Below are 16,037 nucleotides of genomic sequence, written 5' to 3'. Positions count from 1 at the left end.
ACAGAAGCTCCCCCTTACCCAGACCACAACGAAACAAAAAAACCCGGCCAGGTAAGTAGTTACCGCAACAACAAAGCCATTGACAGACATCGGAACCAGCATCGCTATCGACCCTTCCCGTGCCAATCTCCTGGCCTGGCATGGGTAAGATTCCACTCGCTCCAAGCCGGCAATGGGTGGATTCCCACCCATTGCCGGCACCCTCGATTCAACCGCCAACCGATACCCGCAACAGGTCATTGAACGGCGCCACCGGCGGCTTCTCCACTGCCTCAGGCACACGCTCAGCCAGCGCCCACAGGTTCTGGTTGATGTATCGGTCCAGCGCTTCCAGTATTCGATCTTTCATCTCTGTACTTTCTTACCGCCGGGCGCCCGTCGGGGCTTGCTCCGGCTTGTCCGTCAGCCGGACCAGGTCGTTCATGACCGAGTCCAGGCCACCGTAGACGCTGATCCGGTCGATTCGATCAGCCACCTTCTCCAGGGTTTCCAACTCTTTCAGCCGCAACAGCGTTGGGTTGTTGTCCATCATCTTGGCGGTGTTGCTCAGCGACCGGGTGGCGGCGGTTTCCTCCCGACGCTGGATCAGGTTCGCCTCGGCCGCTTTCTGGGCCTGCACCACCTGATTGAGGATCTCTTTCATCTCCCCGGGCAGAATGATGTCCTTCACGCCCACCCGCTCCAGGGCAATGCCATACCCGGCCAGGGCATCGTGGCAATCCGCGAAAATCACCTCGGACACCAGGCTCTTGTCCGCCAGCAGTTCGTCCAGAGTGCGGGTACCAACCACTTCCCGCAGCGACAGTTGCAGGCGCTTGTAAATGTAGTCCGCGACATTGGTCAGACGGCCAGCCGCCTGTTCCACGTCCGCCAACTGGTAGACCGCATTGAGGTTGATGCGCAGGCTGACGCGATCCTTGGTCAGGATTTCCTGACCGGCAACCTCCAGCATCTGCAGCCGCAGATCGTACAGCTGAATCTTGATGTCCCGACTGAAGGCCCAGTAGCCGTAACGGCCCGCCTTCAGCGTCTGCACCAGCCGGCCATTGTCGAACAGCAGCCCGAGGTGACCATCTGGCACCAGGGCATGAACCAGGCGTGAACCCCGACCGCAACGATCCAGTCCGGCACGCACCAGCTGCGACAGCATCGGCTCAGGCACCGGCGCCAGCGCAGCCAGCGGAAAGCTCCGGATCTGCACTTCCAGGAGGTCTTTCCAGGTCACCAGCCGTTCCCCGGGCTCCAGCACCTGGACCAGCTCGCCATCCACATAGACCACGCCCACCTCATCCTCGGCCATGCGACGAACCTCAACTTCCTGGAGAAAAGCGTCTTCCTTGAGCAGTACATCCAACTGCGGATGGCGGATACCGTCCTTGCCAATCGTCAGCACATCGAACGAGAATCGGTTGGACAGACTGACGATACGGTGGCAGCCGGGCGCCAGCACCCGCTGGAACTGACGATCCCTGAATACCAGTACCCGCTCATCATTGGCGACCTGAACCTGATTGATGATCTTCCACATTTCAATTCTCCTTCGATCGTGCTTACGCACTTCCATCATTTATTGGGCTGACGGGGGGTGCCAGGATTGAATCGTGGCGGCACGATGGGCCTCGCCGTTCGCGCCCGCACCAGCACCTGAATCCCTGTTACAGCGGCTCCAGATGGCGGATGCGGACGGCCCCGGTGTCGGCATGGTCATTCCCTGACCACCATTGACCTGACCAGATTCGCAGCCTGACACGCAGGCCCGTCAGTGTTGGCGTTACTGGCCGGGATACGGTTCCCGGTATTCACGCCGGTTGCGGAGCGTTTGCTCCTGCCATGTCATTTAGAGAGGGGAGTTGAACCCCGGCCTTGCGGCTTTCCGGAAGCTTGCACAGGAGTCGAACCTGCGCCTGTCAGTTGTCACTGACTGCTCTACCACTGAGCTAACAAGCTGGCTGAATGCACGGTGGGGCGGAATATCCAGTTTCAGCGAAACCGATACCGGCCTGGACCAGAGCCAGGACCCGAAGCCTCTGTTGGCATTCGCCCTGGCTATTTCAATCGCCGTGCCATACTTCACCTGAAGTCAGAAAAAACTTTTATCCAATTGTTTTAGCTACAAAAAATATTAATCAAACCAATTCAACCCATGGTTGCTAAGCTCAACCGCATCAGCAACAATGATCCAAATAAATTCAACTCAATCGAATTCGATCATATGAAAACAGTGGTTATTGGCCTGCTGGGCTCCGTGATGGACAAGCGTGGAAAGGGCGTCAAACGCTGGGAAACCTGGCGACCGACGGTCGGCATCTTCATGCAGGAAGACCTGCTGGTGGATCGCATGGAGCTGATCCACGACCAGCGCGACACCCGGCTGGCCAACAACGTCGGCGCCGACATCGCGACCGTCTCGCCGGACACCGAGGTCCGCCTGACCGAGCTGAACTTCACCGATGCCTGGGATTTCGAGCACGTCTACAGCACCCTGCTGGACTTCGCCGAGAGCTACCCCTTCCGGCCGGACGAGGAACGCTACCTGCTGCACATCACCACCGGCTCCCACGTGGCCCAGATCTGCTGGTTCCTGCTGTGCGAAGCCAACTACATCCCCGCCGAGATCCTGCAGACGTCGCCGGCCCGAGGCGAGCAACGGGCTGCCGGCCGCTGCCAGACCATCGATCTTGACCTGTCCAAGTACGACGTCATCAGTTCAAGGTTCCGCAACCAGCATCTGGAGGGCACGGCGTTCCTCAAATCCGGGATCGCCACCCGCAACCCGACCTTCAACGCCATGATTCAACAAATTGAGAAGGTCGCCATTCGCTCCACCGCGCCACTGCTGATCACCGGTCCGACCGGTGCCGGCAAGTCCCAGCTGGCGCGGAGAATTTTCGAGCTGAAGCAGAAACGGTCACTGATTCGCGGCGACTTCGTGGCCGTCAACTGCGCCACCATTCGCGGCGACGGTGCCATGTCGGCACTGTTCGGCCACACCCGCGGCGCTTTCACCGGCGCCCAGCAGGCCCGCCGGGGGCTGCTGGCGAAAGCGGACAAGGGCCTGCTGTTTCTTGATGAGGTGGGCGAACTGGGGCTGGATGAACAGGCCATGCTATTGCATGCCATTGAGGAAAAACGCTACTACCCGGTCGGCTCCGACAGCCCCTGCGAAAGCGATTTCCAACTGATCGCCGGCACCAACCGCGACCTCCACGCTCAGGTTGCCCAGGGCACCTTCCGGGAAGACCTGCTGGCGCGCATCAACCTGTGGAGCTATCAGCTGCCCGGACTGAAGGACCGTCGCGAGGACATTGAGCCCAACCTCGACTACGAACTGCAGAAAGCCGAAACCCAGATGGGCCACAAGGTCAGCTTCAACAAGGCCGCCCGCACCCGCTTCCTGGCGTTCGCCCTCAGCCCCGCAGCGGGCTGGCGCGGTAACTTCCGCGATCTCAATGCAGCGGTGCAACGCATGACCACGCTGGCGGACGGCGGCCGCATCAACGAGCAACACGTGATCGACGAGATCGACCGCCTGAACCGGCAATGGCCCCGGCCGGCAACAAACCAGGCCCCGAACATAGAGCTCAGCGATTACCTGTCAGCCGCCACACTGGAAGAGATTGATCAGTTGGATCAGTGGCAACTGCTCAAGATCATTGCCGTGTGCCGGCAGAGCCGGTCGCTGTCCGAGGCCGGCCGCACCCTGTTCGACCGCTCCCGCACCCGCAAGCGCTCCAACAACGACTCGCACCGGTTGCGCCAGATACTGGCCAAGTACGAGCTGTCGTTCGAGGATCTGGTTGATCGAAAATGATCTAAAACAACATTCAAGGATCACTATTACTTCACCTCCAACCGGCAAGCAAAAGAAACAAACAATATAAAATCAATCAGTTAGATCGAACCGAAAGACCTGGCATCCAATTTGGTACTCCTCGGGAAATTCCATCACAACAAGGATGCTGGACATGAACTACGAAGTAACCACCGTCGAGCGCGGCGTACCAATCAAGAGCTGGACCCGTGGCGTGCCCTTTGAGGACAAGGCCCGCCAGCAGTTGCGGAACATCGCCTCACTGCCGTTTATCCACCAGTGGGTTGCCGCCATGCCCGATGTCCATCTTGGCAAGGGCGCCACCATCGGTTCGGTGATCCCGACCCTGGGCGCGGTGATTCCCGCCGCCGTCGGCGTGGACATCGGCTGCGGCATGATGGCGGTAAAGACCGACCTGCAGGCGCGGGACCTGCCGGACAACCTGGCGCCACTGCGTTGTGCCATTGAGCAGGCTGTGCCCCATGGCCGCTCCCTGTCCCGGGGCAAGCGGGACAAGGGTGCCTGGGGCGAGCTGCCGGAAGCGGTCGCCAGGCTGTGGCAGACCCAACTGGCGGAGCGCTTCCAGGTACTGACCGACAAACACCGGGTGCTGAAGAACACCAACAACGCCCACCACCTGGGCACACTGGGCACCGGTAATCATTTCATCGAAGTGTGCCTGGACGAACACCAGGCGGTCTGGGTCATGCTGCACTCGGGCTCCCGGGGTGTCGGCAACCGGATCGGCAGTCACTTTATTGAACTGGCCAAGAAGGACATGGAGCGCATGTTCATCCAGCTGCCAGACAAGGACCTGGCGTATCTGGTGGAGGGCGCGGAAAACTTCAACGACTACGTCGAGGCCGTCGGCTGGGCCCAGGACTATGCCCGGCTGAACCGCCAGATCATGATGCAGTACACCCTGAATGCCCTGGCAGTCACACTGGGACGCCCGGTGATCGGTGAAGAAGAAGCGGTGAACTGCCACCACAACTACGTCAGCCGTGAACACCACTACGGCCGGAACGTGCTGCTGACCCGCAAGGGCGCGGTGTCGGCCCGCAAGGACGAACTGGGAATCATCCCCGGCAGCATGGGCGCCCGCTCATTTATTGTTCGGGGGCTAGGCAATCAGGAGAGCTTCTGCACCTGTAGCCACGGCGCCGGCCGGGTCATGTCCCGCACCGAGGCCCGCAAGCGGGTGTCGGTGGCGCAACACAGTGAGGCAACCCGGGATGTGGAATGCCGCAAGGATGCAGGCGTGGTGGATGAGACGCCGTCCGCCTACAAGGACATCGACTCGGTGATGGCGGCACAGAGCGACCTGGTCGAGATTGTCTACACACTCAAGCAAGTCGTCTGCGTGAAAGGTTAGGAGGCCCTATGCATAACAACCACAAGGACGTTGATGGTCGCCAGGGCGAAGGGGGCGGCCAGATCCTGCGCAGCAGCCTGACCCTCGCCCTGCTCCACGGCCACCCGCTGTCGATCCGACACATCCGGGGCAAGCGTCCCAAGCCCGGGCTGATGCGTCAGCACCTGGCCTGCGTGCGCGCCGCGCAGGCCATCTCCGGCGCCACCGTCGAGGGGGCCGAGCTGGGCTCCGACCGGCTCAGCTTCGTGCCAGGCCCGGTGCGTGGCGGCGACTACCATTTTGATGTCGGCAGCGCGGGCAGCACCACACTGGTCTTCCAGACCATTGTACTGCCACTGCTGCAGGCCGCCGAGCCCTCCACGGTGCGCTTTTCCGGGGGCACACACAACCCGATGGCACCGTCGCTGACGTTTCTGGAAGCGGCATTCCTGCCGCTGCTGAGGCGGTTCGGGGCCAGCATCGAGATTGAGGTGGAACGCTGGGGCTACATGCCCGCCGGCGGCGGCCAATGGGTCGCCCATATCCAGCCCAGCACCCTGTCCCCCATCGTCATCGATCGCCGGCCCGCCATCAATGACAGTGAGGTGGTTGCGCATCTCAGCAACGTCCGCCACACCATCGGCACCCGGGAAATCGACAGCTACCGTGAGCATTGCCCGCTGCCGGACAGCCGCTATGCGATTCGTCACGCCGACGCCGACTGCCCCGGCAACCAGCTCAGTCACACCCTGTCGTTCGACGGCCTGAACGCCTGTTTTACCGCCCTGGGTCAGCACCGGTTAAGGGCGGAAACCCTGGCCGCCCGGCTCGCCCGCCGGGTCCAGCGGTTTCTCACAGGTCAGGCGGCACTGTGCGAATACCTGACCGATCAGGCCATGCTGCCCCTGCTGGTGGCCGGTGGTGGGGCGCTGTCCTGCTCCCCGCTGTCGGAACATGCCCGCACCAATCGGGCGCTGATCGAGCAATTAAGCGGTATTCGGCTTGGTATCGAGGAACGGCCTGGTCACCTGATCCTGAACCTGACCCAGGATCACCCATAGCGGGCTGCTGCCGGCTCACATCGAAGACGCCCTCAGCGGTGACTCACCTGCCAGCCGTCAGGGTGCTGCGCGACCACCTTCGGGGACTCGCCGAAGAAGCGCTTGAACGCCAGACTGAAATTGGCGGGATGGCTGTAGCCACTGCGGTAGGCCGCCGTCGCCACCGGATGGCCCTGCTGCAACAGCTCCCGCGCCCGTTGCATGCGAATGGCGGTGAGCAACCGGAACGGGGTAGTGTCATACTCGGCGCGCACCCCCGCCTTCAGCTTGGCCTCATTGATCCCCACCGCCTGGCTCAGCATCGCCAGCGTCCACGGCCGCTCCGGCTGAGCCACCATCAACGCCCGCACCTGGCGGATCGCCTCGCGATCCCGCGGCGACCGCACCACGGATGATGGCAGCACCAGCCGCTGAACCTGCGCCGACAGCAAGCTCAGGGCGGTGATCTCCAGCTCCAGTCGCTGCTCCGGTGACTGCCGGTACAGCGCTTCGAGCCGTGCCACCAACGGCTGCATCGGCACCGGCGTCGCCGCCTGATCCAGCTGCTGCACCGCCGCCCTGCCCGGCCCACCCAGCAAACCGTCCAGCCGGTAACGGGCCAGCGCCGGGGCGGCCACCATCAGCCGCAGTTGCCGTACCCGCTCACCGGCCCGGTAACGGCGCTCGCCACGGGCCTGCTGGAACCGGGTCACGGTGGTCTGGCCGGCCACAAAACCGAGGTCGGCCTGGTCGCCACGATATCCGGAACGACCTTCCAGGCCGACGGTGAGGGTGACCACCGGGTCCGCCAACGCCAGCTCACTTACCTCCACCAGATCCTCCCGGGGCCGGTAATCGGAGTACACCAGCGCCACACCGTCCGCCAGCGCCAGCCGATCCACCACACAGGCACCGACCCGTGACGGCAGGCAGCGCCGTTGCCAGGCCCCGGGACGAGTCGTCGCAATGGCCTCACCGCTGTCGATCCGATAGCTCACTGCTCTCCACCTCCACCGCCACCTTCACCATCTGCCAGGCTCCGATTTCCGGATTGCATACGTCTTGCTCCGTTTGGCATATGAATCAAATGATAATGAATCTCATCCTGATCATACAATGACGCCTCCAGATTCCCAACGCTCATTCAGCTTTGGTCCAACGCGCATTCATTTTTGAAGGGAGACGATCATGATCCCGCCACGGTATCGCCACCGCACCATCATCCTCGGCCTGCTGGCCCTGGCCACCAGCCCTGGCACCTTCGCCAGCAGCCCCCCGCTGGCCCTGCCACCGGTGACCGTTACCGCCGACAAAGTCGCCCGAGACCTCGACGACGTTGCCGGTAATGTGCTGTCCATCGATGCGGACGTCCTCCGCCAGCAGGGCGTCAACACTATTGAACAGCTGGAGGCGCGGGTGCCTGGCCTGGCTTTCCAGCCCTTCGGCCAGTCCGGAGTGCATTCACCGGTACTGCGCGGGCTCACCGCCAACTTCAACAGCTTTGCCACCTCCACCCTGTTGCTGGTGGACGGCGTCCCCACCCTGACCGCCCAGGGGTTCGACAACCGCCTGCTGGACCTGGAACGGATCGAAGTGCTGCGGGGGCCCCAGTCCACCCTCTACGGCCGTAACGCCGAGGCCGGGGTGATTGCCCTCCACAGCCGCCCCCTGACCAACCAGCCCCGCAGCCGCCTGAGCCTGGCCGCAGGTGATCGCCATCAGCAACAGGCCCGTGTGGTGCTGGCCCGGCCGCTGGTGGACAACACCCTGTTTGCCGGCATCAGTGGCGAATGGCAACGCCAGGACGGCTTCATCGACAACACCCTGCGGGGCGACGAGGCGGACGATCGCCAGCGCCACAACCTCAATGTGTCGCTGCGCTGGCTGCCGACAGACACCACCGATCTGGTGCTGCGCCACAGTCGTCAGCGCTATGATGACGGCGCCGCCCTCTGGGGCCCGGGGCAGGCCAGCGCTCGTGCTGTCGCCTCCGACAGTCCCGGCTGGCACCGCTCCCACGGTGAAACCTGGGCCCTGGACCTGCATCAGGAACTGGCGCCGGGGCTGCAGTTGCACAGCATCAGCGCCTACAACGATTACCGCGACAAGGTCCGCCAGGATACCGACTTCCAACCCCCGGAGCGGATGCTGATCGGTCGCGACCACCACTTGCGACTGTGGTCCCAGGAGCTGCGGCTGCAGGGCCAGAGCGGCACCGCAGACTGGCTCGCGGGCCTCTACGGCGACTGGCAGGACAACGCGCTCGACAACCTCGCGGTCACCCCCATGGCAAGCCAGCGCCAACAGGCCGACCAGAGCCAGCGCACCCTGGCGCTGTTCGGTCACTGGCAGCAAGCCATTGCGGAGCGCTGGGCCCTGGCGGCCGGGGCGAGGCTGGAACAGCAGCAGGCCCGCGTCCACTTCGCCACTGGCCAGCGCCAGCAGGACCAGTGGCTTCACCTCAGCCCCAAACTGTCGCTGCAATACCGCCGGCGACCGGATCACCAGCTCTACAGCAGCGTTAGCCACGGGGTGCGCGCCGGCGGTTTCAATACCATCTCGCCCGGAGTGGGGCCGGCGGCGTTCGAGCCGGAACAGGTCTGGTCCTATGAGCTTGGCGCCAAGGGCCGCTTTCACCAGCAGCGCGGTCGCTACGCCCTCGCCGTCTACCACATGACGGTGGACGACATGCAGGTCATGCAGATGCCTGTACCGGGCCGGATGTACCTCACCAACGCCGCCTCCGGCAGCGGCCAGGGCCTGGAGCTGGATCTGGAATACCGCCTCAGCCACCACTGGTCATTGCAGGGCGGGCTGGCCTGGAATCACCTGCGCTTCGATCGCTTCCGTGATGGCGAAGCCCGTTACGACGGCCATCGCAACCCCTTTGCCCCCGATCTCAATGGCCATCTGGGTCTGGGCTTTGATCACCCCACGGGCTGGCACGGTCAGCTGCAGTGGCTGGCCAGCAGCAAGACCTACCTGGACGCCGCCAACCAGTATCGCCGCAGCGGTTACGGTCGCCTCGACCTGAGCGCCGGCTACCGTTTCGGCGACTGGTCACTGGACCTTCAGGTGGACAACTTCAGCGACCAGCACTACGACGCCGTGGGCTATCAGAACGGCTTCGTGACGGTGTACAGCCCACCCCGCAGCTGGCGTCTGGCGCTGACCTGGCAACCCTGATGCGCCGGCTCCGGCGCCACGACCGCAACGCCATGCCAACCACTTTTCAACAATCTCTCAACAATCTTTCAACAACTACACAAGGACTTCCCCATGCCGACGTCCCACAACCATCCCCTGCAGCCTTACTGGCAGCTCGCCGGCGCCGCCGTCCAGGGTGCCACTCTCGATCTGGCACTGGCCCATCAGTTGCCCCACCGACTGCAGCAGCCGCACACCGCCGACGACCTCGCCGCCGTGCTGGGCTGGCAGTCACAGCCCACCCGGGTGGTGCTCGACCAGCTCTGGGGCCTGGGCCTGCTACAGCGGTGGCCCGGCCCCGACGGCCACCGCTACCAGAGCAGCGCCCTGGCAGCCCGCTATTTCAGCCCCGACAGCCCGGACGATTGCAGCCAGGCCTGGCAGTTCCGCCACCAGGCCCTGGCCCAGAGTCGTCAGGACCTGGAAGCGCGGTTGCGTGGCGAAGCGGAACCGCAAGCCACCGCCTCCCCGGCGCAGGGGCCGGTGGATGCCCAGGCCGCCTGGGCCCGGGCGGCACAACAGCAGATTGCCGCCGAACAGCGGGCGGTGACGGTGCCGGCGGTGCTGGAGCACCTGACCACCCTGCCACCGCTGGCGCCGGCAACCCGGCTGCTGGACCTCGGCGGTGGCCCCGGGTTGGTGGCCATCGCCCTGGCGCTGCACTACCCGAGCCTGACCGGCGTGGTGTTCGATTTGCCCGCCAGTGCGGCGGTGGCCGCCGGCAACATTCGCCAGGCAGAGCTGACCGGGCGGCTGGCCGCGGTGGGCGGACGGGCCGACGAGGATGACCTGCAAGGTCCCTACGACCTGATCTGGTGTTCCTCGGTGCTGCACTTCCTGCCCGATCCCCTGGCGATGCTGGCCCGACTGGTGGAAGCCCTGGCGCCCGGCGGTCGACTGATCTGTGCCCACGCCGAACGCCCCGCCAGTGCCGAAGCGGCGGCGGCGGTACTGCCGTTCTACAGTCCGATGCTGCTGCGGGGCCGCTATTTGCCGGAACCGGGCGCCATCGAAGCAGCGTTGCGGCAACTGGGGCTGACAGACCGCCGCTCGACACTCAGCCACCGCTTCCCGATGGCGCCGTTATGGCTGCACAGCGGGACACGACCGGCATGAGCGGCGGTCACTGGCGATTCCAGCTGTTGGTGGGCTGGCTCAACCTGGTGCTCACCGCACCGGTAATCTACCTCTACATCGGCCTGCCGCTGGTGATGCGCGCCGAAGGCTGGAGCGGCACCGAAATCGGCCTGTTCCAACTCGCCGGCCTGCCGGCGGTGATCAAGTTCCTGCTCGCCACCCCGATTGACCGTTTTGGGGCGGGGTGCGACCGCTACCGCCGCTGGAGCCTGGTGTTGATCCTCGGCTACGGTCTCGGGCTGCTGGCGCTGGCGGCATTGGCCATCGACCGCAGCAGTTGGGGCCTGCTGTTCACCACTGCGCTGATCACCAGTCTGCTGGGCACCTGGGCGGACATTCCCATCAATGCCCTCGCCATTCGCCGGCTGCCGCCAGATGAACGCTGGCGCGCCGGCGCCATCCGTTCGGCGGCGACGTCGTTGGGGGCAATCCTGGGGGGCGGCGTGATGTTGCTGGTCCACAGCCAATTGGGGTGGGCCTGGCCGTTCCTGCTGCTGACCGGAGGCCTGGCACTGGGGGCGATGGGGCTGCTGTGGCTGACCCCGACCGCTGACCACAGCGGCGGCGCCCCCCAGTCGGTGGCTGCCACCACCTGGGCGAGCTGGCGGGGGTATTTTCAGTCGCCGGTGCGGCGGGCCTGGTGTCTGCTGGTGGCGCTGTACTTTCCGTTCATCGGGGCCGCCTGGGTCTACCTCAAGCCCCTGCTGCTGGATCACGGCCTGACCGCAGACCGCATTGCCGCGGTAGTGGGGATCGCCGGCGGCGCCCTGGCGGCACTGGCCAGTCTCGCCGCTGCGCGGCTGGTGGCCCGGATCGGCACCGCCTGGGCGCTGCCGCTGCTGGCGGCGACCGGACTGCTGGCGACCCTGGCCCTGCTGATCGCAACCCGGCTGGCGCACCCAGTTTTGCTGCAGGGTGCCGCCTTGCTGGTAGCGCTGGCTATGGGCGCCGCGGCCGGCGTGATGTTCGGGCTGATGATGCACCACACCCGTCCGGGCTGGACCGCGCTGGACTATGGTCTGCAGTCGAGTGTGTTCTCACTGTCTCGCATCGTGGTGCCGATGCTGGCGGGGCTGGTGCTGGACGCCGGCGGCTACGGCGGCCTGCTGCTGGCACTGGCCGCCGGACTGGCGCTGGTGGTGGTGCTGAGCTGGCGTCTGGGGGCGCGGGTCAGCCCTGGTGTCCCGGGCGTGACCGTCCCATAGCCAGCAGCGCCAACACGGCGGAGGCCACCATCAGCAGCAGCGCCACCGCGTTCAGCACCGGGGTGGAACCTTCCCGCAGGCGGTTGAACAGTGCCACCGTCAGCGGGGTATCGCTTCCGGTGAGCATTACCGTGGTGTTGAAGTTCTCGAACGACATCAGGAACGCCATGGCCGCCGCACCGCCAATGGCGGGCAGCAGCCAGGGCAGGGTCACGGTGAACCAAGCCACGATGGGCGTGGCCCCGAGGTTAAGGGCGGCCTCTTCCAGCTGGCGATCAAACTTGCGCAGGCGGGCCGCGATCACCAGGGTCGACAGGGTGGTGATGAACGCCACCTGTCCCATCACCACCAGTGGCAACCCGGGACGAAACAGGTCCAGCTCGATCTGCCACTGCATCGACACGGAATTGGCCATGCCACTGTAGAACACCAGGATGGAGACCCCGAGGATCACCCCCGGAATCACCAGTGGCAGCAGCATCACGATGTACAGCAACTCCTTGCCGCGGAACTGCAGACGCTCGAACAGCACCGCGTTGAAGCAGCCCAGGGCGACACTCACCAGAGTGACCCAGAACGCCACCTGGACGCTGACCCACAGCGCCGACAGCAGGCCGTCGTCGTGGAACAGGCCAGTGCGGCCCTGCTCGCCGTCGGCGAGATACCAGTCCAGGGTAAAGCCCTGCCAGGGCAGCGACGGGAACGGCGCATCGTTGAACGCGAACACCGCAGTCACCAGCAGCGGCAGGGCCAGGTAGATGAAGAACGCCACCAGATAGGCCAGGTAGAGGCCATCGAACAGACGTGAGCGGGGTACCGAGGGAATCATGCCATCACCCCATGACCTTGCGCAGCGACTGGCCGGTCAGCTTCAGCCCCAGCCACACCATCAGCGATGACAGCACCAGCAGCAGCACCCCGAGCGCGGCGCCCTGCTCCCAGTTGAAGCGGGTGATGAACTGAGTGAAGATCTGCTGGGTGAACCAGGCACTGTCCTTGCCGCCCATCAGGATCGGCGTCAGGTAGCTGCCCAGGGTCAGCATGAACACCACGATGCTGCCGGAGACAATACCGGGCATGGCCCAGGGCACTACCACTTCCCGCAGCACGGTGAGATGCCCGCCACCGAGGTCGTAGCCGGCCTCCACCAGGTTTTCATCCAGGCCATCGAGGGTGGTTACCAGCGGCACCACCATGAACAGCAGGCCGTTGTAGACCAGGCCGATGATGACCGCGGCGTCGTTGTAGAGCATTTCCACCGGACCGTCCGCCAGTCCCCCCCCCTGCAGCAGGGCGCTGAACACGCCACTTTCCCGCAGCAGGATCATCCAGCCATAGGTGCGCACCAGCTCACTGGCCCAGAATGGCACCAGACAGGCAAGAAACAGCACACCCCGGCTGCGGCCCCGGGCCAGCCGGGCGATGTACCAGGCGATGGGGAAGGCCACCAGCAGCGTCAGCGCGGTGGTGAACAGCGACATCAACCCGGTGCGTAGAAAGGTACGCCAGTAGTAGGCCTCTTCAAAGAAGTTGCGGTACTGGGTCAGGCCCCAGTCGAGGGTGTCCCAGCTTTCCCGCACCTGGAACGACACCCGCAGCATCTCGGCGTGGGGCAACAGTACCAGCAAGACGATCCACAGTAGGAACGGCGTCAGCAACAACGCCAGCGACAATCGACCGGCACCCGGAGTCATGCCGGGGCTCCGGCGAACACCCGCGCCAGCGATGGCTGCCACTGCAGGGCCAGGGTCTGGCCGGCATCCAGACTGGGGGCGGAGCCGTCCTGGGGCAGGCGCGCAAACAGCACCTGGCCGGCGGCGGTCAGTTCCACCCGGCTGTTGGCACCATCAAACAACGTGGTAACCACCTGGGCCGGCAACGCAGCCTCGCCCGCGGCGGTTGTCGCCACCAGGCTCAGGGACTCCGGACGCACAAACAGTTGCGCCGGCTGGCCCGGCTGCAGGCCGGGAGATGCGGCCATGCCCCTCACCCGGCTGCCATCGGCCAGATCCAGAGTGACCTGGCCGTCGTCCTGGGCCACCACGGTGCCGGCAAGGCAGTTGTTGTCACCGACGAAGCCGGCCACAAACGGGGTCTCGGGGTGGCGATAGAGGGTTTCCGGCGACGCCACCTGATCGAACCGGCCCTGGCGCATCACCGCTACCTGATCCGACATCACCATGGCTTCGGACTGATCGTGGGTGATGTACACAAAGGTGGTGCCAAACGCCTTCTGCAGGTGTTTGAGCTCCACCTTCATCTGCTCCCGCAGCTTCAGATCCAGCGCTCCCAGGGGTTCGTCCAGCAGCAGCAGCGTCGGCCGCAGCACCAGGCAGCGCGCCAGCGCCACCCGTTGCCGCTGGCCGCCGCTGAGCTGCTGCGGGTTGCGGTCCTCCATGCCCGGCAGGCCAACCTGCTCGAGCACCTCGGCAATACGGCGGCGGCGCTCCGGGGCCGCCACCTTCTGCCGTTTCAGGCCATAGGCGATGTTGTCCGCCACCGACATGGTGGGGAACAGCGCCAGATGCTGGAACACCATATTGACCGGCCGGCGGTTGGGGGCCACCTCGTTCATGCGCTCGCCGCGGATCAGGATGTCGCCGTCATCGGGACGGTCAAACCCCGCCAGCAGCCGCAACAGCGTGGTCTTGCCACAACCGGACGGTCCCAGGATGGAGAAAAAACTGCCCGCCGGAACCGACAGGGAGATCTCGTCCACCGCCCGGGTGTCGCCAAAGCGGCGCACCAGGCGGTCACACACCAGATCGGCCGTCTCCGTGGCCGCGTTTGCATCAGCCATGGATCAGTTGGCCGCCTGGACGCGGTCCAGCACCTGACCTTCCATCGCCTCGAGACCCGGCGGTACCGGTGGGTACCACTTGATGTTGTTGAGGGCGTCGTCATCAAAACTGGTGCGGTAGGCATCCCGCAGCTCGGCACGAACGTGCTCATCCGCACCCACGGAGGCGGTGAAATTGCCGGACTGGTTGGTGATCTTGGCGGCAATTTCCGGCTGCATCACGAAGTTGATCCACTGGTAGGCGGCATCCAGGTTCTCGGCCCGGCGCGGCAGCGCGAAGGTATCAATCCAGCCCAGGGCACCGGACGCCGGCGCCACAAAGCGAATCGCCGGGTTCTCGGCGTTGAGTTTCCAGCCACCGGCATCCCAGGCCATGGCCGCTTTTACTTCGCCGGTGCGCAGCAGTGACAGCAGCTGGTCGCCGCCGGTCCAGTAGGTTTTGACGTTGGCCTTGCAGTCGATCAGTGCCTGCTGGACATCATCGAGAATGGACTGATAGGCGTCGCGGTCGTTGTAGGCCGCGAACGGGTCCTTGCCCATGGCAAAGGCAAAGCCGATCAGGGTCGGACGCTTGAGGCGGTAGCTCACATCGCCGACGACGGCACTGTCGCACAGGTCGGTGTAATCGGTCACGGTGTCCGCGACGTCGTCATGGACGATCAGGCCGCTGGTGCCCCACACCGCCGGCACGCCATAGACCTTGCCGTTCATGCCGGTGGCTTCACCGGTGGCATTGAGCATCGACGGCTGAATACGGTCGCTGTCGATACGGGCCAGGTCGATGGGCTGGTAGAGGTTGAACTGGCGCTGAACGCCGAGAATGCGGTCCTGACTCGGCTGCGCCAGGTCGAAGCCGGCACCGCCGGTGGCCCGCAGCTTGGAAATCATGTCTTCGTTGTTGGAGAGGGTGACCTGCACATCGATGCCGGTCTCTTCCTCGAACTGGGCCACCACATCGTCAGGGGCGTAGCCACCCCAGGTGATCAGCCGGAGTTCCTCCGCCATCGCGGCCGAGGAGATGAATCCCATCGCCAGGGCGGCGGCCCAGGCGGTCTTGCGAGCTGTCCGATACGTGCTGGCCATACTGAATCCTTGTTTCCAGAGTCGATTCGGGCGCGGAGCCGCCCCATGGATATCAGGACGTTATAGACCAAATATGACAGTTTTGTGAAGCCCTGAAAAAGAAGTCGTTGTTGACGCGGGCAGAAAACAGCCGCGAAAACACAGGTGGCGGGCGGGGGAGAAACACGAGTGGCAGGCCGGAAAAACGACCGCCCTGGAGATCACGACGGTCAATCCTGAGTCTGTACCGGTCAGTCCCTGACAGGCCCCTAAGCCATCAGCCGGACCGTGACCGGTCATGCTGACCCGGGATCGACAGCTGGCGACGATCACACCCATCGGCATCACACCCCCACTCGGATGTGTCGCCGCCAGCCCGACGAAATGAGAATGATACTCACTTCCTTATAAAATGCAATAG

13 protein-coding genes and 1 tRNA gene are annotated in these 16,037 nt (G+C 64.5%); 6 read left to right on the top strand and 8 right to left on the bottom strand.

The window, feature by feature from the left end; translation table 11 throughout:
* Positions 1–208: 208 nt before the first annotated feature.
* From J2887_RS00845 to J2887_RS00835, 3 genes are all read right to left on the bottom strand, one after another.
* Positions 209–349 (bottom strand): hypothetical protein, encoded by a 141-nt coding sequence (locus J2887_RS00845; RefSeq protein ID WP_227173439.1) that lies wholly within the window; start codon positions 347–349, stop codon positions 209–211.
* A 12-nt stretch (positions 350–361) separates the two neighbouring features.
* Positions 362–1,528 carry a slipin family protein gene (locus J2887_RS00840; protein WP_227173438.1) on the bottom strand — a complete coding sequence of 389 codons (1,167 nt, stop codon included), beginning with the start codon at positions 1,526–1,528 and terminating at the stop codon, positions 362–364.
* Between the two features lie 349 nt (positions 1,529–1,877).
* Positions 1,878–1,947: transfer RNA gene (locus tag J2887_RS00835), tRNA-OTHER, on the bottom strand.
* Between the two features lie 265 nt (positions 1,948–2,212).
* On the opposite strand from J2887_RS00835, the gene rtcR reads away from it, so the two are divergent.
* From rtcR to rtcA, 3 genes are all read left to right on the top strand, one after another.
* Positions 2,213–3,811, top strand: coding sequence for an RNA repair transcriptional activator RtcR (gene rtcR / locus J2887_RS00830; RefSeq protein ID WP_227173436.1), 1,599 nt, complete (start codon positions 2,213–2,215; stop codon positions 3,809–3,811).
* 145 nt (positions 3,812–3,956) lie between these two features.
* Positions 3,957–5,186, top strand: coding sequence for an RtcB family protein (locus tag J2887_RS00825; RefSeq protein WP_324197236.1), 1,230 nt, complete (start codon positions 3,957–3,959; stop codon positions 5,184–5,186).
* A gap of 8 nt (positions 5,187–5,194) precedes the next feature.
* On the top strand, positions 5,195–6,226 hold the full coding sequence (gene rtcA, locus J2887_RS00820) for an RNA 3'-terminal phosphate cyclase (protein ID WP_227173432.1): 1,032 nt from the start codon (positions 5,195–5,197) through the stop codon (positions 6,224–6,226).
* Between the two features lie 32 nt (positions 6,227–6,258).
* Here the strand turns inward: rtcA and J2887_RS21700 are convergent, their stop codons facing one another.
* A complete protein-coding gene (locus J2887_RS21700) occupies positions 6,259–7,203 on the bottom strand; it encodes a helix-turn-helix transcriptional regulator (RefSeq protein WP_267461607.1) in 945 nt (314 codons plus the stop codon).
* Between the two features lie 190 nt (positions 7,204–7,393).
* Here J2887_RS21700 and J2887_RS00805 point away from each other — a divergent pair, with 190 nt between their 5' ends.
* From J2887_RS00805 to J2887_RS00795, 3 genes are all read left to right on the top strand, one after another.
* The gene (locus tag J2887_RS00805; RefSeq protein ID WP_227173431.1) at positions 7,394–9,391 is read left to right on the top strand and encodes a TonB-dependent receptor; all 1,998 of its coding nucleotides are present in this window, start codon (positions 7,394–7,396) and stop codon (positions 9,389–9,391) included.
* A 93-nt stretch (positions 9,392–9,484) separates the two neighbouring features.
* Positions 9,485–10,528, top strand: coding sequence for a methyltransferase (locus tag J2887_RS00800; protein WP_227173429.1), 1,044 nt, complete (start codon positions 9,485–9,487; stop codon positions 10,526–10,528).
* On the top strand, positions 10,498–11,754 hold the full coding sequence (locus tag J2887_RS00795) for an MFS transporter (protein WP_227173428.1): 1,257 nt from the start codon (positions 10,498–10,500) through the stop codon (positions 11,752–11,754). Before J2887_RS00800 ends, J2887_RS00795 begins: the two co-directional genes overlap by 31 nt.
* Here J2887_RS00795 and J2887_RS00790 read toward each other — a convergent pair.
* Genes J2887_RS00790 through J2887_RS00775 form a run of 4 tightly spaced genes read right to left on the bottom strand, consistent with a single transcriptional unit; the run spans position 11,720 to position 15,583 of the window.
* Positions 11,720–12,583, bottom strand: coding sequence for an ABC transporter permease (locus J2887_RS00790; RefSeq protein ID WP_227173426.1), 864 nt, complete (start codon positions 12,581–12,583; stop codon positions 11,720–11,722). The genes J2887_RS00795 and J2887_RS00790 overlap by 35 nt on opposite strands.
* Before the next feature lie 4 nt (positions 12,584–12,587).
* Positions 12,588–13,448, bottom strand: coding sequence for an ABC transporter permease (locus J2887_RS00785; RefSeq protein ID WP_227173425.1), 861 nt, complete (start codon positions 13,446–13,448; stop codon positions 12,588–12,590).
* Positions 13,445–14,554, bottom strand: a complete 1,110-nt coding sequence (locus J2887_RS00780) for an ABC transporter ATP-binding protein (RefSeq protein ID WP_227173423.1) — start codon at positions 14,552–14,554, stop codon at positions 13,445–13,447. The genes J2887_RS00785 and J2887_RS00780 overlap by 4 nt, the downstream gene beginning before the upstream one ends.
* Positions 14,555–14,557: 3 nt before the next feature.
* The gene (locus tag J2887_RS00775; protein ID WP_227176019.1) at positions 14,558–15,583 is read right to left on the bottom strand and encodes an extracellular solute-binding protein; all 1,026 of its coding nucleotides are present in this window, start codon (positions 15,581–15,583) and stop codon (positions 14,558–14,560) included.
* Positions 15,584–16,037: the final 454 nt, after the last annotated feature.

It is taken from the genome of Marinobacter sp. CA1 (assembly GCF_020546665.1).
In the GTDB taxonomy this organism is placed as follows: Bacteria; Pseudomonadota; Gammaproteobacteria; order Pseudomonadales; family Oleiphilaceae; genus Marinobacter; species Marinobacter xestospongiae.
This window is presented reverse-complemented; position numbering and strand designations above follow the sequence as displayed.